Source organism: Neorhizobium sp. BETTINA12A, from assembly GCF_023006485.1.
Lineage (GTDB): Bacteria > Pseudomonadota > Alphaproteobacteria > Rhizobiales > Rhizobiaceae > Neorhizobium.
Genome location: NZ_JALBGW010000018.1, coordinates 41,829 through 62,982 on the forward strand (window position 1 = coordinate 41,829; position 21,154 = coordinate 62,982).

Here is a 21,154-nt window from a genome sequence, read left to right on the forward strand (position 1 = left end):
GCTGTGCCTAGCCACAAACGATAACTAAGGGGATATAAATGGCAGACGCCCAACCCAAAAAAATGACCGTCTCGGCTACCGACGTTGCCGTCGAAATCATCGGCATGAACAAGTGGTACGGCGATTTCCACGTGCTGCGCGACATCAACCTGAAGGTGATGAAGGGCGAACGCATCGTCATCGCCGGCCCGTCCGGCTCCGGCAAGTCGACGATGATCCGCTGCATCAATCGCCTTGAGGAACACCAGGCCGGCAACATCATCGTCGACGGCATCGAGCTCACCAACGACCTGAAGAAGATCGACGAAGTGCGCCGCGAAGTCGGCATGGTGTTCCAGCACTTCAACCTCTTCCCGCACCTGACGATCCTGGAAAACTGTACGCTCGCGCCGATCTGGGTCCGCAAGATGCCGAAGAAGCAGGCGGAAGAGATCGCCATGCATTATCTCGCCCGCGTCAAGATCCCGGAACAGGCCAACAAATATCCGGGCCAGCTTTCCGGCGGCCAGCAGCAGCGCGTGGCGATCGCCCGCTCGCTGTGCATGAAACCGAAGATCATGCTGTTCGACGAGCCGACCTCGGCACTCGATCCGGAAATGGTCAAGGAAGTGCTGGATACGATGGTGAGCCTTGCCGAAGAAGGCATGACCATGCTGTGCGTCACCCACGAAATGGGTTTTGCCCGCCAGGTCGCCCATCGGGTGATTTTTATGGACCAGGGCCAGATCGTCGAACAGAACTCACCGGCCGAATTCTTCGACAATCCGCAGCACGAGCGCACGAAACTCTTCCTCAGCCAGATCCTGCACTGACCCGGCTTGGAGATGCAATCATGGGGCGCTTCGGCGCCCCGTTTTCGTTTCACCAGCGGAAGGAATAACGGGCGTTGACGCTTGCAACCGGATCGGGCGCGTCCGACGTCCGGTCCAGCGCGCCGCTGAGGGTCATGTATCGGCCGAGCGTCTTTTCGACGGCGACACCTGCCCCGACCGTGCGAAAACCGTTACTGCCGCTTGCCCGCCCGACCAGCGCCGTGCGGCTTGGGCTGTGCAGCAGACTAACCGACTGGCTGGCATCGACGCCGCGCCATTCTCCCGACGCCCCGTCATAACGCATGCCGTAGCTGCTGCGCCTCTCGATATCGATCGTCGGGGTCGCGATCTCCTTTTCGTAATAATTCATGGTGATCCCGGCGCTGCCGGTATTGCCGTCGAGATCGACGCCGATGCCGCGGTTCAGCTGATAGGCGGGCGTCTGGATCTTTTGCGCTGTGAAATTGCTCCAGAACTTGATCGGCGTGTCGACCGGCGTGCCACTCGTCGTCGTATCGACACCCATCGAGATGCCGGCCTCGGTTTCGAGCCGGGTCGGCAGCTTCAGGCCGAGCTTGACGGAATAGCTGGTGTCGGAGTTGCGGATCGGCTTCCAGATCAGCGGCTTGTCCTCAGCAAACCCCGGACCGGCCGTCAAAAAACACGCAAGCGCAAGAACCGCGCCGGCAGACAATATCCTGTTCATATCAAATCCCCGCTCGAAGGCTCAAAAACAATGCAAGGGGTCCGGGCAGTCGGAACTGCCCGAATGAAAACCATTTCAATGTGTTGAAGGCGTTTGCCGAGGCCTGTGGCCGCAAGATCGCCGGTCTGCCTTCCGCGCGCTGACGCTACGGAACTGACATCACCCATAATACGAAACAATGCGGCCATTCCGAATCCGCAATGCGGCAAGAATAGGATTTCGTGAGCCCGGCCATTTTGGCGGCAGCTGCGGACTGCCTTTCAAGGAGCTTGGGAACAAATCGCCCGACATCGCGTTCCACGCGGCATCGTATCAAGCGGAGAGCGAACAGATGAACCTCAAGCTCGCAATGGGCGTGGCGCTTAGCCTGATGTGCATGCCGATGGTGGCAGAAGCCCGGTCGAATTTGCAGCTCTACGGAGCAGTGCCCGTGGAAAGCAGCCCTCAACTTATGCAGGCGTACAACAGGGCGCTGGCGCGATGCCTTCCAGAAGCCGGTCTGGCAGAGGCAGGAGCAATAGCCGAGGTCAGTCTGCCCGCGGTGCGGTTGCGGGGTTGTCTGTATCGCAAGGGGTTCTTTTACCGAGGCGTCTATGCCTACCCGGTGGGTGTGTCTGTTTATTATGTCAGGTAGTCGCGCGGATCAGTCTCCGGCTGCGAAACATGACAGAAAATCCAACGATTTCAGCAATAAAGCGATGGCGACCCCTGCAGGACTCGAACCTGCGACCTGCTGCTTAGAAGGCAGCTGCTCTATCCAGTTGAGCTAAGGGGCCGATCTCGGCAGCAGCGCTCGGGAAGGCCCGAGCGGCTAAAAAATCAATGCGTCCAGGGCTGGGTGCGGCTGAAGCGGAAATTGTCGGTGTAGGAAACGATCTGGCGATTCGGATCCTTCGGCTGGATGACGCGGTATTCGATGCCTTCGCGCTTGGCATAGGCTTCGGCCTGTTCCTGGCTTTCGAAGGTCAGGCGAAGCTGCTGCTTCATGTCGCCCGAAGAGGTGTAGCCAAGGATCGGATCGATGCGGCGCGGCTGCTCCTGGTCGAATTCCAGCACCCAGAGATGGGTCTTGGCCTTGCCGGACTGCATGGCGGTCTTTGCGGGACGATAGATCTTGGCGGCCATTCCTGTAACGCTCCATGGAATGGAACGGATAAGGAGCCTCACCCAAAAGCATGGTCGGAGTGGAGAGATTCGAACTCCCGACCCTCTGGTCCCAAACCAGCGACCAGTACGCTCCAGGTGACGCTACACTCCATTCCAACGTTCCGGAAACGTCGGTTGATCCCCGTTCGTTCCCGTGTATTTCCGTTGTTTCGGTGGCGGCTCGGTGGCGGTAAATCCGCTCTCAAAACGCCGACCGAAACGGTTGTCCTTCAATGCCCCGACTCCCCCCGCAAGTCAAGCAGCGTCGGCCTCGGCGAGCTGGCGGTCACGCCTTGTCACCGATCCCACTCGGGGCTTGCGGCTGAAGGTCTTGTTGACGGGTGAGTATTCACCTGGGATCACGTGCTTGTATAGTGCGATACCGACCCCGAGCAGGGTTACCGTGGTGAGCAGGACCGCGAAGCTTAACATATGGGGAAATCCTGACGATGCTGCGCTCACGCGTTTTCCTCCAGCTAACAGTGGATCGCATCTCGAACTGCGAATTCGAGAATTGATTAGCGACGGAGCCGGAGGGATTTTCCAGTACGCAACGGTCACCGTTTGCGTAACAACACGCGCCGGCGGCCGGTTGTGGTACGGCGGCAACGTCGCCAGAATGCGGGTTGAACAGGCAAAGGTAGCTCTGCGCGATCGTGGCTCCGTGTGGTGGTCGGACGGCGCTCCGGACTTCAATCGGCACTTGGCGAAGAACACTCCGTATCCAGGCTGGTTCGAGGATTGGAAGGCGAAGCAAAATGACTAATGAGGACACTGGCCCAGCGGCTTTGCGGGAGACCTACCTCCGTTATCTGGAATGCCTCAATCGGCAGGCATGGAGCGAACTTGGAGAGTTCGTCCGCGACGACGCCGTACACAATGGCCGCGCTTTCGGACTGAAAGGCTATTGCGAGATGCTGATCAAGGATTATGAGGACAGTCCCGACCTATATTTTAGCGCGTCGCTCGTGGTCTGCGAGCCGCCGATGATCGCGGCCCGCCTGGAATTCAGATGTTCACCACGAGGAGTATTCCTCGGCTTGCCCGTCAACGGCCGCACGATCTCGTTCGCGGAGCACGTCACCTATGAGTTCGAGGGTTCGAAGATTGTGAAGGTCTGGTGGCTGCGCTGGTGAAGGACACGCCGCTTCAGCGCTTTGGGCTTCCAGAGGAGATCGCGGCTATTGCCGTTTTGCTTGCTTCGGATGAGGCCACTTACATCACCGGCACCGAGATCAGTATTGATGGTGGACTTCTTGCTGGCTCCGCCGCCAGCCCAGCATGAATTCGAGCCTCACGGAGATATCCTCCGATTGCCCGGCCGTGCACCCTGATCCCAACGACCCGACGCACTTCGCGCTCTACGAAACCTGGCGCGATCGCAAGGATTTTGAGACGGTTCAAATGAAGCGGAGCTACCGACGGAAGTATGAGGAAACTCTCGATCGCTTGCTTGAGAGGACCCATACGATAACCTTCCAGGCGCCAACGTAGTCCCATGGGCAATTGCCCAAAGTCGCTGGGCCTGCTTCACATTTCCGCAGGCTTGCCGATCCAAAGCGACGTCAGCGAGGTTGTAATCGAACCGACCGGAGGAAGATGGGAATGGCTGAAGAAGGCAATGACACGAACACGATCCTGCAGTGCATGACAACTGAGCACTTCGTGCTGCAGACCGCCCGCGCAGCCACGATTCAGGAAGCGAACCAGCGCGCCAATCTGTTTCTCACATCCGTCTCAAGCGTGGCGATCGCTCTGTCATTCGTCGCGCAAGTCACGGAAATGGGTATGCCGTTCGTGCTGTTCAGCCTGATCTTGCTGCCCTGCCTTTTCTTCATCGGCCTCGTCACGTTCATCCGCGCCGTACAGGTCGCCATCGAGGATATGGTGCACGCTCGCGGAATGGCTCGGATTCGGCACTACTACGTCGATGTCGCGCCGATCATGCAAAAGTACCTCATCCACTCCACGCACGATGATCTCTCGGCAGTGCTCGTCGACAAAGGGTTCAAGCCGTCGCCCTTACAATATTTCATGACTACGGCCGGTATGGTGAGCGTGGTCAGCAGCACCGTCGCAGGTGTTTTTGCAGGTATTTTCACCACAGCAGTAGCTGGCGCGGGAATGGCTCTCGGCCTCATAGCCGGGACGCTTGCCTTGTCGGCGCGCGTGTTTGTGCTGCGCCGCTACCACGTTCGGGCCTGGGCGGCGGCCGAGCAACGGTTGACGATCGTTTTTCCAGACAGCGCGGGGAATGACGTGGTTACGAGCTGCGTCGACGCCAGCCATACTACGCCGACTTCCTCTGCCTGAGCGGCCCTCCTCGTTCAGCTAAACATCTATATTAGCCTCGGACGAAAACAGCCTTTGCACGTTTCGCGCATAAATTCGAATAGTATCAAGGCTGCCGAGCGATCGTGCGAGATTGCCAATGCCCATTTACTCGCCGTTTCGAGCAGCGCCTCAAGGGTCAACCGGCGGATAGCGGCTTCAACGCCACGCGCTCTCGTTCTTTTGCTCGTAGTGGGCAAAGGCGGTCTTTAAGCCAATGAGGACTTCGGCCGAAGTCTCAAACATCGCTTTAAGCTGCGGCTCATCGACCTTTTCCCGGCAAGCTGCCAGATCTGGTCGATCGTCATTCTGTCGCGGAATGGCGGCATGCCGTCTCGTATGGATGCCGCGATGGAAACCATCGAGGGGCCGTAAAGCCACCACCCGTCGAGAAAGGAGGGTCCAGATCCCTCCTCGCCTTGACCATGACACTGCATACAGCCAAACCACGCATAGAGCCTTTTGCCCTGCGCAAGATCAAATGCTGTTTTTTCATATGGTTTTCCGAGAGCGAAATAGACGTCGGGCGGGGTCCCGCCGATACCGTTCGGCATCAATCTCAGACCTTCCAACGCAGCCGAGACGGGAGGATCGGCACGATACTGCCTTGGCTCCCGCAAAAGAGCGATCAAGACTGCTGCGCCCGCCGGCAGAACCAGGAGAGTAATCTGAAGCAGAGCCGAACCGATACGCGACACATCCCCCGGCATATTCTCCTCCTATTGGCGCGCGGCGGCTGGTTACTTCCCACACGGTGGCTTCCGCGCCGTTTTCGCGAGCCTCCAGCGGATATATCTTGGCTTGCTCAGACGCTGCTCACGCACGTGTATCCGTCGGGCTTCGATTAATCATGACTGGGAGAGCAGTTGTACGGGCCCTTTTTGCTCCACCTGCCTCTCGTCATCCGGTTCGGTCGCATACTGCCTTGGCGGCGCAATTCCTTGTTGACTACGTCGCGAGACCCTTCTGCCTGTCGTTTGACTTTCGGATTGACCACGGTGGCCTCCATGCTGAGCCAATCGAACCGCGGTCAGCAATCAGAGTTCCATTTCGTCCTTTGCCCTGGGATTTCGTCTTATGAGGCAAAATGAGGGCGCCGAAAGCACACATCTCCTGCCCTTAAACTTCGCTGATTTGCCGATGTAGAAGGCTTGCCTTCCCGCAGTCTTCCTGACGCGCGGCAAAGGCAGAAAGCCTTTCGGTAAGAGGGTCCCGGCTTTGATTTCGATAGGGTAGGGCATTCTCGCTGCCTTTCAATTCATGCCATGGGAAAAGGATTCCAACATTTGAAGCCCCGCTGTGGCGGGAACCAAGCGGCCTCATCCGTTGTTCGCCTTCGATACCAGCCGTTTCCCACGAGCACTCCAAGAGGTAACTCCATGACCTGGACTGTTGGTGATTTCATCGTCGCTCGCCTGCATGCATGGGGCGTGAGACGAATGTTTGGATACCCGGGCGACGGCATAAACGGCGTCTTTGGAGCCCTCAACCGCGCCGACGGGAAAATCGACTTCATCCAGGCCCGCCACGAGGAGATGGCGGCCTTTATGGCATCCGCCTACGCAAAGGTTTCCGGCGAACTCGGCGTCTGCATCGCGACATCCGGTCCCGGTGCCAGCCATCTCGTCACGGGCCTCTACGACGCTCGCCTCGATCATCAACCGGTCCTTGCGATTGTCGGGCAGCAGGCCCGCAGCGCAATCGGCGGCCATTATCAGCAGGAGGTCGATCTCGCCTCCCTGTTCAAGGATGTCGCCGGCGACTTCGTCCATCAGGCAGCAACGCCCGCACAGGTCCGCCATCTCGTCGATCGCGCCGTGCGGATTGCACTCGCCAACCGAACGGTGACGGCGCTGATCCTGCCGAACGACCTGCAGGAAATGGCCTATCAGGAACCGCCCCGCAGCCACGGAACCGTGCATTCCGGCATCGGCTATCGCGCACCTAAGGTCGTGCCTCACCGCGATGACCTGGGAGCGGCGGCAGACATCCTTAATGCCGGCGAACGGGTTGCGATATTGGTCGGGGCCGGAGCGCTGAATACCACCGAGGAGGTGATCGCCGTGGCTGATCGCCTCGACGCAGGGGCGGCCAAGGCCCTGCTTGGCAAGGCCGTCCTTCCCGATGCTCTTCCCTGGGTGACGGGATCGATCGGTCTTCTTGGAACGGAACCGTCGTGGGACCTGATGCGCGATTGCGACACCCTGTTGATGATCGGGTCGGGCTTCCCTTATTCAGAATTCCTCCCCAAGGAGGGGCGGGCAAGAGGCGTCCAGATCGACCTCAAACCCAGCATGCTTTCCCTGCGCTACCCGATGGACGTCAATCTCGTCGGCGATGCCGCTGCGACACTGGAGATGCTGCTGCCGCTCCTAAAGCAGAAGGAAGGCAAGTGGCGAAGCTATATCGAAAAGAGCACCGCCGCCTGGTGGCAGTTGCTCGAAAAGCGTGCGCATGCGGAGGCGAATCCGGTCAATCCCCAACTTGTCGCATGGGAACTGTCCCCGCGCCTACCGGACAATGTCATCCTCACCAGCGATTCCGGTTCCTGCGCCAACTGGTATGCGCGCGACCTCAAGATGAGGCCCGGCATGATGGCCTCGCTCTCAGGCGGGCTCGCCTCAATGGGGGCTGCCGTTCCCTATGCCATCGCCGCGAAATTCGCCCATCCGGATCGGCCGGTGATCGGCCTTGTCGGCGACGGCGCCATGCAGATGAACAATTTGGCCGAAATGATCACTGTTGCCAAATACTGGCGGGACTGGACGGACAAGCGCTTCATCATCTGCGTCTACAACAACGAAGATCTCAATCAGGTCACCTGGGAACAGCGCGTCATGGAGGGCGACCCGAAATTCGAGGCATCGCAGCGGATCCCCGACGTCCGCTATCATCGGTTTGCCGAACTCATCGGCCTGAAAGGGCTGTTCGTCGATCGCCCGGAAAATGTTGGCCCTGCGTGGGACGAAGCGCTTTCTGCGGGCCGCCCGGTCATCCTTGAGGTCAAGACCGACCCGGAGGTTCCGCCACTGCCGCCGCACTTCACGTTCAAGCAGATCAAGAACATGGCTACGACGCTGGCCAAGGGCGATCCCAACGAAACTGGTGTCATCCGCGGCACGGTCCGTCAGGTTCTCGGTGCCGTATTGCCGGGCCGGGACGAGAAGAGCCCGTCATGATAATGACGCCTGCGGCCGGACCCTAAAGATTTTGATGATGTCCCATTTGGAGGAACGACTGGGACGACATGTGGTCAAACTTCTAACGGAGATTCAGGCATGCCGACCACACCCAAAAAGTTCAAACTGCTTTTCGTGCTGTTACCGCTCGTGGCAACTGTCCTTTCCCTGCCGTCCGTGGCGAGTGCGCAGGCGCCGCCCGGAAAATGCGTCGCGCCGTCGCAGCCAAACCATGGTCACGGCTCAGCGGGCAGCCCTCAAGATCTCTCCAAGAAATTGGACGACTGCAACGGCGAACTCAAAGCCCCTTCTGTGGGTGACGCCGAGATGGTGGAGCCGGCACCTGACACTGGTAACTCGCGTGTCATCCGTCCGGGAGAATTGCCGCCCCATCCCAATCCGCCGAATAATTCTAATGACTAAGTTCATCGTCTATCTCGAGCTAGAGAACTGGCTCGGTTGTCTGAACAGGTTCGGACGTTTGGCTAAGTGGATTTCCGCCTCAATTATGCTGCGGCCTTCATTGACGTCAGCGCATTGAAGTAAGCCTGATCCGGCGTTTGCCGGTCAAGCGATGAATGTGGGCGTCGTTGGTCGTGAAAGTTTATATAACGACCAATTCCGGCACGGCCTTCTTCAGCACCGCCGTGAAGTCGATGGAGGTGAACTGCGATCCCTGGTCCGTATTGAATATGTCGGGCTTGCTGTAGCGGACAAGCGCTTCCTCGACCGCCTCTATACAGAAAGCCGTCTCCATCGTGATCGACAACCGCCGCGACAGAACCCTCCGGCTGAACCAGTCAACGACTGCGCAGAGATAGACAAAGCCCCGCGCCATCGGGATTGTAGGTCAGGTCCATTGCCCAGACCTGGTTTGGTCTGGTCACCGCCAGCTTGCGCAGGAGATATGGATAGACCCTCTGACCAGATGCAATGCCCGTCTTCTTCATCAGCGTCGCCACGTGAAGCCGCCCTGTGACAAGCCCTTCCGCTTTCAAAAGCCCCTGCAACATCCAGCTTCCGGCAAGTGGAAAGTCGAGATGCAGCTCGTCGATCCGCCGCATCAGGGCCATATCGCCGTCCGGCACGGGGTGAATAATAGACGCTGCCACGACTGAAGCCGAAAAGCTTCGCCTGACGCCGTCCCTCCTGCCCGTGCCACGGCGACGACGCCATCTACTATATCGAACTCGAACTGAACTGCGGCGTCGTCCCGACGACCCCCAGAATTTGAGCCTCTGCACATTTTCGCGGCGAAGGAAGATCACTTCCTTCGCCAATGTGTTCCATACTCGTTTGATGATGTTCAGCGCCCGACCAAGGTCGTTCGCAATCTGCCCTTTCACAGGCAAGCACGACGAAGTTCTTTCCAGTCATCGCTTCGGCAGCTGTTGAACATGAGATGCCCCGACTCCCCCTGCAAATCAAGCTGCGTCAGCCTCGGCGAGTTGGCGGTCGCGTCTCGTCACCGATCCCACTCAGGATTTACGACTGAACGCTTGGTTGACTGGCGAGTAGTCCCCGGGGATCACCTGCTTGTACACTCGGCGAAGCGTTCGTGCGTCGGTCGAAACGTAATCGGCCACCTCCTCGATTTCTACACCCGCCTGAAGGAGCCAGGTGACGCAGGTATGTTTGAACGCGTGCCTGTTCAACTGCTCAGCGCGTTCCTCTCCGAAAACCTCCCGACGGAGACGAAGGAAAGCTTTTCCGTCCGACGATGGCTTGCCGTTGAACTCGACTAGATATCGCGTCGGTTTGGCCTTCCCATATCCATCCCGCCAACGTCTCAGCACCTCCGCCAGCCGATCGGGAATACGAACGGGATCAGCCCGCTTGTTGTGCGGCACGAATTCGCCCTCGGCGGCCCGATAAAAAATCTGGCTATCAAGGTCGATCCACGGACGTCCCTCCTCACGATAGAATGACGCCTGCACCACCCGGTCGGTTCGCGTCCCGGTGATCGCGGCGACGACCATAAACCGCGCGAGATGCGTCGCTACACGGTGTGTATTCTTGCCCCGGAACGTGTGACACTTTCGCCGCGCAGCCTTATAAAGCGCCTTGAACTCATCGACTGAGTAATAGTGCATTCGAGACGGCAGGCCCGGAGGGATTTCGTAGTTCAGCTCCCCGTCGTACTTCCTGATCTTACCTTCGGCGGCGCAAAAGTTAATCAGGGCACGGAAGGCGATAAGGTCATTGCGGACGACGCTCTGAGACTTGTCCTGCTGATACTCCCGCGACTTCTTTCTCTTGATCTCCGACACGAACAACTCGCCCCAGAATTCGTTGAGGCGCTTGATCTGGCCGAGATGCTCCCGTCTCCGGTGCGGCTCCATGGCCTCGATCTCCTCTGCCTTCTCCTGAAGATAAAAGAGGATCATGTCGCCGATCTTAACCTCGGATGCCAGCAAGCCGTCCTTTGGCTCGATCTTCGAATAACGCGCGACGTTATATTCGTGGAGCTTCAGGAGCGCGGCTTGTTTCGCTGATTTAACTTCTTCAGCATCGCCGAAACTGCATCCTGTCGCAGACTGTTTTTCCCCGTGTTTGATGACGAAGGTGCCGCGGTGCGTGAGCTTTCCCATTCGCTTGTCATAGCGGGGGCTTCGTTCGATGAGATGGGGTTCTTGGAGTTCACGAGGCATGCGGACATCCATTCCTTGATCAGCTTGCGGGTGACATACAGATGGTCGCCAATGCGGTCCCCGCCCCGCTCGCGGAGGCTTTGGGTCAGGTGATCCTGGCACGCGAGTTCGGGCATGAGATTCCGCGCGCTGAAGGTCGCTTCGTCCGATGGCTGAGGCGTCACGGCAAGAGCCCCGCAACGGCTCGCCAGATACGCTCAAATGTAAACACAGCGCGGCGACTCCTGAAGGGGCGGATCCACGCCGAGCTCGCGATCGAGCTTGCCGTCCTGGAAACGAGCCTGGAGTTTCAAGCGCTCTCCGGCTCGCGCAGGTCGGCGCTTCGACGCGCCCTAATCTTGTACGCGGAATATCTCGACTACACTGCAGAAAAGGCCGTCCGAAAAGGCCGGATGCGCACGGATCCCGCAGCGCCCGCTGTGGTGGGTCCAGACGTCTATAGGCAGGCCGTCTAGCGGCGCCCTTCTATCCACAATGAATATCGAACCCAACCCGCGACCTGCGGCGGCATTCACTGTCGACCGCTGCAGGATACCGCAACCCAATGAGGTCTCAAATGTCAGCAATCCGTGCAATTCCATCCAGGAACGTCAACATCTATCTGATCGGCCGAGATATTGAAGAAGAGCCGGTCGCTCTCGATGGACGGCTTGTTCCTACGGTGCATCATGCGATCGATATCGCTCTGCGGAGAATGTCCGAACGATCCGACGCGGCGTTTTACGCCGATCGAACCGACGGTCTGACCGGGCGGATCGTTGAATATAAGGATGTGAAAGCGAAGCATGTTCCGCGCGGCGGCGTACTGCATAGTGTTTACCAGGTCGATGGTGACAAACACTTTTCGATGGACGACGCGATGGTGTTGTCTTCTGATCCTACCGCCGAATTGTTGTTCCAGGTCATCGTTTTCGACGCGGCTCGCGAGTTCGCAGAGGATCTCGAAGCTGTGCATTCGGCGATTGAAGAGGAGGCCAATCTGCTCGTAGTCGATGAGGCGATCGATCGTGCTTACGAGAGCGCTCTGGCCTGCCAGGATTACGGAAACTATGTTCTTGCCGACTTCGAAAAGGATATTGGCGACCTGTTAAAGCGAGCCGGGTTGCGCCGCGATCAGGATGGTCATCTTGAACCGCGGGTGGATATTCGAGTCGTCTCGACACGCCTCGCCAACGTGAAACCTGGCCGGAAATCGTTGCGTTTCGAGTATTCGATTGATGATCGCGAAACATGGATTCCGGGTCGTGAGTACGTGGACGTAGAAGACGACGGCTCAATGTCTCTGCTCGAAGACCGAGAATGGGTGACGGAACGCTCCCGTCTGAGCGTCCGGCAGATCGAAGCGATCGATGCCGTCGTGTGGGTGGCACTGAAACGTATGGAAGGCCGACCTCCATTTGCTGAGCCGGGACAATAATCACCGGCATCTCACGTTTTACTTGAAAAACACCACCACGCCCCTCGGCGCCGATGGCGCCGACCGCAATATCCAAAGAGAGAAAAGCCATGACTACCAAAGCCAACACCAAACGCATCCTTAAGATTTTCGAGGATGACGCCCCGGGGAGTAGTGTAGCATTCGGCTGCGGCCGTGACGTGCCCCCAATAATTTAGGCAATTTGGAACTGGAATTTTCCGGGGTTATGGCTCAACTCGGCGGGGGTGCCGATGAGCCGTTCATAAGCGATGCCATTGTCTCAAGTGTCATGTATTTGGCCCGCTGTACGGCCACCGGTTCTCAAGGCCGCAATACCGAACGTGTTGCAAGCATCAGACGCACGGCTTGTTCGGCGGTTTCCGTAAGAAGATTTTCCGTTTCGCGGATGGCGTCTTCCAAGGTGCAGGGCCGGTTGAGGATGCTGAACACACTCGGCAGGAAGTCGTGGCTCTTCGCCGGATCAGATCGTGCCGCCTTCATAGCCACATTGATCATGACGGCACAGCTCAACGACATCGATCCGCAGGCGTGGCTTGCCGACGTTCTCGCCCGCATCGCTGACACGCCAGTTACCAGGCTGGAGCAACTGCTTCCATGGAATTGGACACCACCAGCCATCGACGCTCAGGCAGCATGACCAGCGGCCTTCACCGGAGACCTACTTAACAGGCGACACGCTCGTCCGGACGCACCGGTTCAATACCGGCGCGAAAAGCTGGTCGATCGAGCTGCTCACGGGCAATTTAGGGAGATCGTAAAGCATTGAAATCGCGGCAACTGAATTGCTAAACGAAATCATCTCGAAGTTGTGTTTCTACACCTCGTATGGCGCTAGCCCATGCCCAACCATCGATAAGCGGTGGTTGTCGATGGTCATGCCTAGCTTACTTAGAGATTTTTCTGGAAGTCTGGAGCAACATGCCGCCGCTTCAAATATCTCCCCAGTTTACCTCCTGCTCGACAGCTAACGCATACGTGAATCCTGGGCGTAGAGCCCGGCCAGACGTCGATACCACCGCTAAGGCGCCTGCCCGTCCTCCGGGCGCCATCCCAATGCCTCAGCTTGGGCGAACGCCGTAATGTTTTCCTGATACCACCTGTCAACCTTGGCCTTCACGTCAGGTGGAATGTCCGAGGGTCGCGTATACTTTCCGGCCAGTTCACGTTGTAGGAGAGCGCTATAAGCACTTCCCTTCTTAACGAGCAGATAAGCGAAATCAGGATAATGTTGAAGAATGGCATCAGCAGTCAATATCGCCGCGTCGAACCTGCCTTCAGCCAAATGATGCTCGACCAGCAATGATGCGATCAAGGCAACGGCTTCGTCATGCCTCAGTGGCCGAAGATAAATTCCTTTGGCGATAGCGTCGTCAGACATCGGCAACTTCTGCCGGTACCAGAGATCCCGCGTAAATCCGCCGCCACTCGTCGCCTCCAGATTCCATGTCGAGCCTGAATCGTCTGTGTATTTGACAAATACATGGAGGGGCGCCTGCGCAAGCGTCATCTTCAATCCAAGCCGCTGCCCCAGTGCGAGAAAAAGGATCGGCATGGTGATGCAGTTGCCCTGGCGCGTGTCCAGGTATCGCTGCAGCAACCGATTGGTAGGATTTTCGCCCAGGGGATCGGCAAGATCATAGGTAAACGGCCGAAACGCGTTCCACTCACCGCTCTCATATAGATAACGCTTCAGTGCTTCGAGCTTCTGGACATTTCCAGCATTCAACCCAGCCATACGGACAACGTCCGCAGTCATCCGATCTAGGGTTGTGCGTGAGGAAACGGGATCCGTAGTCGGATCCGCTAATTGATCGATGGCAAGCTTTGCTTCCTCCAAAACGGGTTGCCGGATAAAAAGTTTGTTCAACTCGACTGCAGTTTTATCGACCTGAAAGTCGAGGTCTTGCGCATAAACAGAAGAACCAAACAAGCAAATCAGCCAAACGGCGATCAATTTAATTGGATTCATGAAGATATTCATTACAACCCAAGATGCGATGAAGTTTATCCTCGTCGTCGCTTGACTGGTAGGACAGACATTAAGGTGCGGCTCATTCGGCACCAACTAAGGCATCATCGACAGGAGGTGCTGATTTGGCCGACCAGCAAAGTGGTCGCGTAAGCGATCTTCAACCTGTTCTCCGCTCCAAACTGCTGCAGGCTCAAGCAGGCGAGCCTCGTCCGGAGAAAGAGGCTTGTCCGTGCCATTTTCGCTCTCTCGATATGATGAAAGTTTCCCACTTATCCTGTCATACGTGAAGAAAGTGATTTGGTCACAGATATGATCGGGTTTACAGGTCCCCACCTTCACCCACCGCCCCGTCTTAACCGCGGAATCCGCAACACAGCAGCGAAACGCAAAATCTGCCTTTGCGACTTCGTCAATAGGGACGGTGTGATCGAACATTTTGTTAAAAAAGCCGTAGAGAGGTTTCTTCAACGCCACCGCGTAGGCGAAAGCATTCGCTCCCAGTGTAATCTCATAAACATCACCACGTTTGATCTTTTGCATGATCACTCTCCGAACTCCCTAAGCGCCTCTGAAAAATAATGGCTCCTGTTTGGATTGTTTTGTGAGATACCATTAATCGAATTGCCGGACGTTCCACCCATCGATCTTGCTCCACCCATATGGTCAATCAACTGCTGCTCTCTTCCGCGAATTGCCGCCGCATTGGGGCTAGTTTTGTCCAGTTGTGCCGGCCCGTAGCCTTTCGCGTTCATTTGATGGCCGGCATCACGGCCAGCGATGTTGCCGAGAGGAGTTCCATATCCACTAGTTCTTCCCGTGTATAGCTGCCCGGTTAACTCATGAGTCTTTGTATACGTTTGGTAAGTTCTAGCCGCCGCTCCCCCGGTGGCCCGTCCCCCTCCCACGAAAGATCCTGGGGCCCACATTGTTATCGGCTCGAAGTCAGGAGAATGGATGGTGCCAGCACTTAAGGGCGTTACATCCCCCACCAGATGATCGAGAGGGTGATTATCCTCGTCACCATGTCTTGGATCGCCAGCCATTTGCGGACCGGATTTCTTGTCCCGCTCGCGATCGCCTGTGAGATCGCCGGCTTTTTCTCCGATTTCTTTTGAGGCCTGGGTCTGCTCCTGCTGCTTGCCTCCGTCGCCGCCTGTTCCTTGGCTGCCGTAGTCGTCGACGTCGGGGCTGATGGAATGTCCGTTGGGATCGGACTTATTGACGGGATCGTTCTGGGCGTAGGCGTATCGGTTTGTGCTGACCCCTTCCATGGTCGGGTCCCAGTCGTCGGGTGAGATGAAGCGTGCGTTGGCGGTTGAGGCGAACGGCGCGGCCAGCATGCTGCAGATGAAGAGCATGCTGAGGACGCGAGCAAGGAACGGCCGGACGAGAGAGCGCATCGAGGATTTTCCGGGTGCGAGAGTTGGAACGGTGCGTGAAGGTGGTTTTGTCGTGGCGAGCGACCTTGTGTCGGCCGCTCGCCTGGGCGCTCTGTTATCTGCCTGATCCGGTTGAAGCTGCCGTGCCGTGGGCGGATGTGGGAGATCCGGGTTTGGCGATGGCCGCCGGTTGAAGCCGGAGGATGGTCTTCGCCTGACGTTCGCCGTCCACGTCCATGTCGGCCTGGTCATCCTTTTCGATGAACCGTCCGAAGGCGGGGTCGTAATAGCGGGCGTTGAGATACATCAGCCCGGTTTCGACATCGAAGCGTTCGCCGATATAGCCCTTCTTGGTCTGCATCGCCGGATTGGTGGTCTCGCCATAGGCCGCATAGCTGGTCTGTTCGGCAAGCGTACCCGCCTCGTCGCTCACCAGCCGCACCGACGCCAGGTGGTCGCGATGCAGGAAGCTTCTGGTGGTCGTGCCGGTTGCCGTCGTCACCAGCTTGATGTCGGGATGCGGATAATAGGTATAGGTCTCAGACCCCGGCGTGGTGCGGTCGATCTCGATATCCGCCCCGGCGTAAAGCGTCTTGCCGAGCGCCCAGTTCTTCATCACCCGCGATCCGTCCGGACCATAGGAGAAGCTGACCGCCGAGCCGCCTTGGCTGACGCTGGCAAGCTGGTTCGACCGGTCCCACACAAGCGTGCGGGTGCCGTCCGAGAGCATGTTGCCGTTGGCGTCGTAGCCGATCGTCTTTGAACCGATCTGGGTTGCCGCATGCGGACGCACCGCCGTGCCGGCCGGATAGCTATAGGTGCCGGCGATCCGGGTGCGCGACAGAAGGTTGCCGGTCGTCGAGTAGCTGTAGGTCTCGTCGAGTGCATTGTTGCCGGCATTGTCGGTCGAGACCAGGCGGTCGAGGTCGTCATAGGCATAGGTCCAGCTGTCGGCGGGAGTGAGGCCGGTGATCGTCCTGATCCGCCCGAGCTTGTCGCGCAGCGTATACTGATTGTCCATCAGCACCGTGCTGTCCTTGGCCGTCGTCACCCGCGAGAGCCAGCGCCGGGTAGGCGAATAGGCAAACTGCGTCGTCACCCCGTTGGCATAGGCGATCGACTTCGTCTGCCCGTCCGCCTCGTAACTGGCGGCGGTGATCAGGCCGGGCACCGTCGAGAGCTTGTTGGCGGCATTGTAGGTCCAGGGATCGGCCGGCGTGCCGACAGGGATCGGGGCAGACAGTGCCTCCGGCCTATAGGCGATCGACAGCGTCTGCTCGGACCTGCCCCTGGTCTCCACCGTCGTGTGTGTCACCCCGTCGATCACCGTCGCTGTGGTCAGCACCGTTGTCGAACCGGTCAGGCTGCGGCTAAAACTCTGGGTCGCCGCACCGTTCACCGACTTGGTCAAAAGCCCGACATTGTGGAAGGGAGCCGATCCGACGCCGGGCTCGGCCGTGTCATAGGTGTTGGCAGCCGTCACCGTGGCGGTGGTCTCGCCGCCAGTGGTACTCGAACTGCTTAGCCGGGCAATTCCGGACGTATAACTGAATAAAGGGAACGGCCAATCATCGGGGTAAGAAATCCATGGGACTTCATTCGCGGCAGTGGGATCGCGAAAGTAGGTGTAGCCGTCAGTGTGGGTGTAGCCGGTTGCCGTTGCCGCCGCATTATACTGGGCCGGAGAGAGCGTCCTTACTCCCCCGTCCATTCCATCGCCTAGCCAATAAAAAGTGTAGTCGAAAATCGATTCCAAGACCTCACGGTGAAAGCCGCGCCCAACGCTAGGGATGACGCCACCCTCGATGTAATAGCCGGAGACCGGATCGCGAGCGCCACTCGAACCGTTCCGCCGAGCAATTCCGGACGTGTAGATTGATTGAAAAGTGTATTCATCAGTGTAAATCCATGGGACTTCGTTCGCGGCCGTGGGATCGCGGAAGTAGGTGTAGCCGTCGGTGTGGGTATAGCCGGTTGCCGTGCCCGCAGCATTGTACTGGGCTTCGGTGAGTGCCAGTGTTTGACCACTCCCGCCCCTTGGGAGCCAGCGGATAGAGTATCCACGAACGATATCACCATTGCGGTGAAAGCCGCGCGCCAAGGGCCCATTGGTGCCAGAGTCAACGGTGTAATAGCCGGAGATCGGATCACGAACCCCCGGAACCGGTTCGCCGCCTCCCTTGACCTGCTTGGTGAGAAGCCGGCCCATCTGGTCGTAGCTGAGCGTCGTCACCGCACCGCGGGCATCCGTCTGGCTGATCAGACGGTTGGCATTGTCGTAGGCATAGGACCAGGTGCCGAGATCCGGATCGCTCGCCGTCAGACGGTTGCCCAGAAGATCATAGGTATAGGTCCAGGTGGCGCCGCCATCATCGCGCACGCCCCTGAGCCGCCCGACAACGTCGTAGCTGCGGTATTCGTTGACCCAGGTCCCCGCCAACTGGCTGGAAGCGACGATCACATTGTTGTCCTTGTCCGTGACGGTGCGGCGGAGCTTACTCTCCTCGTCAGTCATGCGGACTTCCATCACCGGCAGGTTGGTCGTGCCGCCGACAGAGGCCACAGATTGAACGTAATAGGTATAGGTCCGCTGCGAGGCGTCCGGGTTGACGGTCTTGACCACCCGGTCCTGCCAGTCATAGCTGTTGACCGTCCATTGCGCCGTTTCGTCGGCAAACCGGGCAAAGGCCGTCTGCCAGACATTGCCGCGGGCATCATAGCTCGTATCGGTAATCCGGGTCTGGCCGCTGGCTGTCTCGCCCGGCGTCTGCACCCGCCATGGCCGGCCGAGGCCGTCATAGAACGTCCGGGTGAACACATCCCCCGTGCCCGTCGCCAGCGGCTCATAACTGACCACCGCCTGGGATGCCGGATTGCCTTCATTCTCATAACGGGTGTTGACGTATTTGCCGGTGCCCCAATTCGCATAGCCATAGGGGCGGCAGAACGGATCGTAGGTGAACGTCTCGCTCACTCCGTTCCAGTCGACCTTGCGCGCCGGCTTGCCGCAGACATAATCGTTGGTGAAGGTGGATACGAACCGGGCATCCGCCGGCTGGCCGCCGGTCGCAAAATACTTCGGCGCCCGCTCCGTCACCACATGAAGGTGATAGTCCGGATCATAGTCCCACTCCGTGCGGCTGCCCTCCCCGTCCACATGTGACAGCTTGTTGCCGTAAGCGTCATAGGAGAACAGTTCATCGGAAGACGTCGCAGCCGGGATCGTGGCCTTGAACGATCTCCTTGTCGTCAGGTTGCCTCTGGTCGGCGGGGTCGCAGCGTCGGCTGCACCGTCATAATGGAAGGCCTCCTGCTGCTCGTTGATGGCCGTCGCTGGATCGAACCCGCCCGAGCGGACATTGCGTTGCCGAGGCAGCGAGACGATATAGGCCGCCGTGTTCGGTGCATAGGACGCCAAGGTCCAGGTCTCGTCGCCGGTCACGTCCTTGCGGCCGAAGTCGCGGATCTCGCTGGTATTGCCATAGGCGTCGAAGATCCGTTCCTTGCGAAGGATAAGCGAGGTCCCCGCCTCGGTCAGCGTCGTCTCGCTGGCCGTGTTCAGCGCCTTGTACGGCTTGGTCGCAGCATTGACGGTATAAGTCTCGGCCACCGTCTTCGAGGCGGTGTTGGCGCTGTTGCGCATCACCGTCTTCTCCGGCAGGCCGTAGCTTGCCAGGTCCTGCCGGTAGGTCGTCTCGACCACCGGGCGCGTCGTCTCGCCATTGGCCAAAGGTTTGGTCATGGTGATCGTCTTGTAGCCCAGGAACTTGCGGGCCTTGGCGTTATAGAGCCCGCCCGCATAGGCATAGTCGGTCGCCGCCTCCTGACCGCGCCCGTCATACACTCGCAACCGCGTCACCGCATGCAGCACCTGCGGCATGAACACGTTCGCCCACCGGGTCGACGGCGTGTAATCCACCCCAACCGGCCCGCCGGTCTCCAGCTTCACCGTTCGCAGCAGATTCGGATTGCCATTGCCGGCCTCCGAGATCATCAGGCTGTCTCCCTTCCGCAAATCCGGAAGGCCATCACCGTTGAAGTCGCCGGAGACGCCGTAGCCGGATGGCAAGGCGTAGCCCGACGGAAGAAGCTGGATGCCCGCGGCGGTAAAGCCGAGCGTCAGGACCGTTCCATCCTGGTAAATATCCACCTTGCCGTCATTGTCGGCATCACGAAGACCGGTTCCCAGACGCCAGGGAAACGTGCCCGGGACCTGAACAAATCCCTTGCCCGTCGACAGCCAGATCTGCCCCGTATAATTCGTATCGCCGCTGGATTGCTTCGATGCGGCAACCAGGTCCGTCGCGCCATCCCCGTTCAGGTCACCCAGCGTGCAGACGTAGAAATTGTAGATCGACGGAGAGCAATTGGCGCCGATCGGAAAGGCCACCCACGCGTTGTTGATGACGCGATAGGCCGAGGCCCAGTTGTCGGTATTGACGTATCCCTGGCGGCCGTTCGCACCAAAGTCGCCCATTCCGAGGATCCCGCCTCCAACAATGGTATCGGTTCCGTCGCCGTCATGATCGAGCGTCGCTATCGACGGCGGTTCGGAAGATGTGGTCGGCTCCTGATAAAAATAGGAGCACGCGACCGGATAACATTCGGTCAGAACCGCGCTGAGGCCAGCCCCGACCGAGATCATCGCCTTTGCGCTGAGGTATTGGTAGGAATCATCTCCCACGAGCTTCCCATATGTATAGGATACCGGCACCTCTTTCGGCGCGCCGGCAGAGAAGCGCCCCGGTACCAGGGGAAATACCCGCGAGTTCTCGCCCTTCCTGTGAAGCGGTCTCAGATCGACCGCAGTGGCAAGGTACCCTTCCCCATAGGTATTAAAATTGTAGAGTTCCCAAATCGTTGTGGTGCCCAGGTCTTCCTGCGAATAATGTTCGACATTATATACCCTTTGCAGTTCATCCTTGCCGTCGGAATCGAAGTCCACCGTCAGATCCTGGGTAGGCTGATACCAGTCTGTGGATGGCCGCCGCGGCGTTTGCAGCCCTCGCCCGATATAGCTGAACGCCAGGTTGTCATAGATCATCTGGCGGATGGTCTTGGACGTGGTGCCGGTGACAACGCCTGCGGAGGAGACGGTGGCATCGCGACCGTAGCGGTCGACCTTGGTCAGCCGCGAGGCGTTCGAGAACGGCGCCTGGTCGTAGGTGAGCGTATAGGCCGATCGCAGTTCCCCGCCGACCTTCACCGCGATCGTTCTGATCCGCTGCTTGGTGTAGGACAGCCCCAGCCCGTTGGCCATCACCAGGAAGTCCGGCCGCGCCTCATAGTGGAAGTTGACGCTCATCCCGCCATAACTGACCACCGACGGATAACACACCGGCAGGTCCGGGCAGGTATAGGCATAGTTGACGGCATTGCCGTTGGTGTCGGTCACCGACGCCAGCAGGAAGCGGCCGTCATGCTGCAGTTGATAATCAGGCGTGCCGGACGCCGGCGTGCTGCCGGCAATCGCCATCACCGATTTAAACAGCGACACCGTTCCGTCGCGGTCGGTCACCGTCCACGTGTTGGCGGTGGCA

The 21,154-nt window shown here is 58.6% G+C and carries 17 protein-coding genes, 2 tRNA genes and 3 pseudogenes; 10 read left to right on the forward strand and 12 right to left on the reverse strand.

The annotated features are described in order from the left end of the window. Window positions 1-38: 38 nt before the first annotated feature. Window positions 39-812 carry an amino acid ABC transporter ATP-binding protein gene (locus tag MOV61_RS07965; RefSeq protein ID WP_038542553.1) on the forward strand — a complete coding sequence of 258 codons (774 nt, stop codon included), beginning with the start codon at window positions 39-41 and terminating at the stop codon, window positions 810-812. 49 nt (window positions 813-861) lie between these two features. Here MOV61_RS07965 and MOV61_RS07970 read toward each other — a convergent pair whose 3' ends face one another. Beyond that, on the reverse strand, window positions 862-1,518 hold the full coding sequence (locus MOV61_RS07970; protein WP_247033326.1) for a hypothetical protein: 657 nt from the start codon (window positions 1,516-1,518) through the stop codon (window positions 862-864). Between the two features lie 331 nt (window positions 1,519-1,849). Here MOV61_RS07970 and MOV61_RS07975 point away from each other — a divergent pair, with 331 nt between their 5' ends. Continuing rightward, the gene (locus tag MOV61_RS07975) at window positions 1,850-2,152 is read left to right on the forward strand and encodes a hypothetical protein (RefSeq protein ID WP_247136186.1); all 303 of its coding nucleotides are present in this window, start codon (window positions 1,850-1,852) and stop codon (window positions 2,150-2,152) included. Window positions 2,153-2,217: 65 nt separating this feature from the next. Here MOV61_RS07975 and MOV61_RS07980 read toward each other — a convergent pair. From MOV61_RS07980 to MOV61_RS07995, 4 genes are all read right to left on the reverse strand, one after another. Next, a tRNA-Arg gene (locus MOV61_RS07980) sits at window positions 2,218-2,294 on the reverse strand. Window positions 2,295-2,337: 43 nt separating this feature from the next. After that, window positions 2,338-2,643, reverse strand: a complete 306-nt coding sequence (locus tag MOV61_RS07985; RefSeq protein ID WP_038542496.1) for an ETC complex I subunit — start codon at window positions 2,641-2,643, stop codon at window positions 2,338-2,340. A 51-nt stretch (window positions 2,644-2,694) separates the two neighbouring features. Further along, a tRNA-Pro gene (locus MOV61_RS07990) sits at window positions 2,695-2,776 on the reverse strand. Between the two features lie 143 nt (window positions 2,777-2,919). Continuing rightward, entirely contained in the window at window positions 2,920-3,126 is a 207-nt protein-coding gene (locus tag MOV61_RS07995; RefSeq protein WP_172723997.1) for a hypothetical protein, read from the reverse strand. 296 nt (window positions 3,127-3,422) lie between these two features. On the opposite strand from MOV61_RS07995, the gene MOV61_RS08000 reads away from it, so the two are divergent. From MOV61_RS08000 to MOV61_RS08010, 3 genes and pseudogenes are all read left to right on the forward strand, one after another. Continuing rightward, window positions 3,423-3,800 (forward strand): ester cyclase, encoded by a 378-nt coding sequence (locus tag MOV61_RS08000; RefSeq protein WP_247136187.1) that lies wholly within the window; start codon window positions 3,423-3,425, stop codon window positions 3,798-3,800. Further along, window positions 3,788-3,949 (forward strand): annotated as a pseudogene (locus tag MOV61_RS08005) (SDR family oxidoreductase); the annotation flags it as partial. The gene MOV61_RS08000 and the pseudogene MOV61_RS08005, both read left to right, overlap by 13 nt. Before the next feature lie 320 nt (window positions 3,950-4,269). Next, the gene (locus MOV61_RS08010; RefSeq protein WP_247136188.1) at window positions 4,270-4,977 is read left to right on the forward strand and encodes a hypothetical protein; all 708 of its coding nucleotides are present in this window, start codon (window positions 4,270-4,272) and stop codon (window positions 4,975-4,977) included. 227 nt (window positions 4,978-5,204) lie between these two features. On the opposite strand, the gene MOV61_RS08015 is transcribed toward MOV61_RS08010, so the two are convergent. Beyond that, window positions 5,205-5,705, reverse strand: coding sequence for a cytochrome c (locus tag MOV61_RS08015; protein WP_247136189.1), 501 nt, complete (start codon window positions 5,703-5,705; stop codon window positions 5,205-5,207). Window positions 5,706-6,374: 669 nt separating this feature from the next. Here MOV61_RS08015 and MOV61_RS08020 point away from each other — a divergent pair. Both MOV61_RS08020 and MOV61_RS08025 read left to right on the forward strand, forming a co-directional pair. Next, window positions 6,375-8,174, forward strand: a complete 1,800-nt coding sequence (locus MOV61_RS08020) for a thiamine pyrophosphate-requiring protein (protein WP_247136190.1) — start codon at window positions 6,375-6,377, stop codon at window positions 8,172-8,174. 99 nt (window positions 8,175-8,273) lie between these two features. Next, window positions 8,274-8,597 (forward strand): hypothetical protein, encoded by a 324-nt coding sequence (locus tag MOV61_RS08025; RefSeq protein WP_247136191.1) that lies wholly within the window; start codon window positions 8,274-8,276, stop codon window positions 8,595-8,597. Window positions 8,598-8,680: 83 nt separating this feature from the next. On the opposite strand, the pseudogene MOV61_RS08030 reads toward MOV61_RS08025, so the two are convergent. Together MOV61_RS08030 and MOV61_RS08035 are read right to left on the reverse strand one after the other, a co-directional pair. Continuing rightward, window positions 8,681-9,314: pseudogene (locus MOV61_RS08030) on the reverse strand (DDE-type integrase/transposase/recombinase); the annotation flags it as partial. A gap of 338 nt (window positions 9,315-9,652) precedes the next feature. Beyond that, a complete protein-coding gene (locus MOV61_RS08035) occupies window positions 9,653-10,825 on the reverse strand; it encodes a hypothetical protein (protein ID WP_247136192.1) in 1,173 nt (390 codons plus the stop codon). Window positions 10,826-10,866: 41 nt separating this feature from the next. Between MOV61_RS08035 and MOV61_RS08040 the strand changes: the two genes are divergently transcribed. The 3 genes and pseudogenes from MOV61_RS08040 to MOV61_RS08050 form a co-directional block, all read left to right on the forward strand. Next, complete coding sequence (locus MOV61_RS08040; RefSeq protein WP_247136193.1) at window positions 10,867-11,280, forward strand: hypothetical protein; 414 nt, start codon at window positions 10,867-10,869, stop codon at window positions 11,278-11,280. A gap of 101 nt (window positions 11,281-11,381) precedes the next feature. Next, entirely contained in the window at window positions 11,382-12,242 is an 861-nt protein-coding gene (locus MOV61_RS08045) for a hypothetical protein (RefSeq protein WP_247136194.1), read from the forward strand. A 451-nt stretch (window positions 12,243-12,693) separates the two neighbouring features. Next, window positions 12,694-12,900 (forward strand): annotated as a pseudogene (locus tag MOV61_RS08050) (transposase domain-containing protein); the annotation flags it as partial. Window positions 12,901-13,281: 381 nt separating this feature from the next. Here MOV61_RS08050 and MOV61_RS08055 read toward each other — a convergent pair. From MOV61_RS08055 to MOV61_RS08070, 4 genes are all read right to left on the reverse strand, one after another. Then, the gene (locus MOV61_RS08055; protein ID WP_247136195.1) at window positions 13,282-14,244 is read right to left on the reverse strand and encodes a transglutaminase-like domain-containing protein; all 963 of its coding nucleotides are present in this window, start codon (window positions 14,242-14,244) and stop codon (window positions 13,282-13,284) included. Window positions 14,245-14,328: 84 nt separating this feature from the next. After that, on the reverse strand, window positions 14,329-14,775 hold the full coding sequence (locus tag MOV61_RS08060) for an Imm26 family immunity protein (RefSeq protein ID WP_247136196.1): 447 nt from the start codon (window positions 14,773-14,775) through the stop codon (window positions 14,329-14,331). Window positions 14,776-14,777: 2 nt separating this feature from the next. Then, the gene (locus tag MOV61_RS08065) at window positions 14,778-15,635 is read right to left on the reverse strand and encodes an RHS repeat-associated core domain-containing protein (protein WP_247136197.1); all 858 of its coding nucleotides are present in this window, start codon (window positions 15,633-15,635) and stop codon (window positions 14,778-14,780) included. 94 nt (window positions 15,636-15,729) lie between these two features. Next, entirely contained in the window at window positions 15,730-21,132 is a 5,403-nt protein-coding gene (locus MOV61_RS08070) for a toxin TcdB middle/N-terminal domain-containing protein (RefSeq protein WP_247136198.1), read from the reverse strand. Window positions 21,133-21,154: the final 22 nt, after the last annotated feature.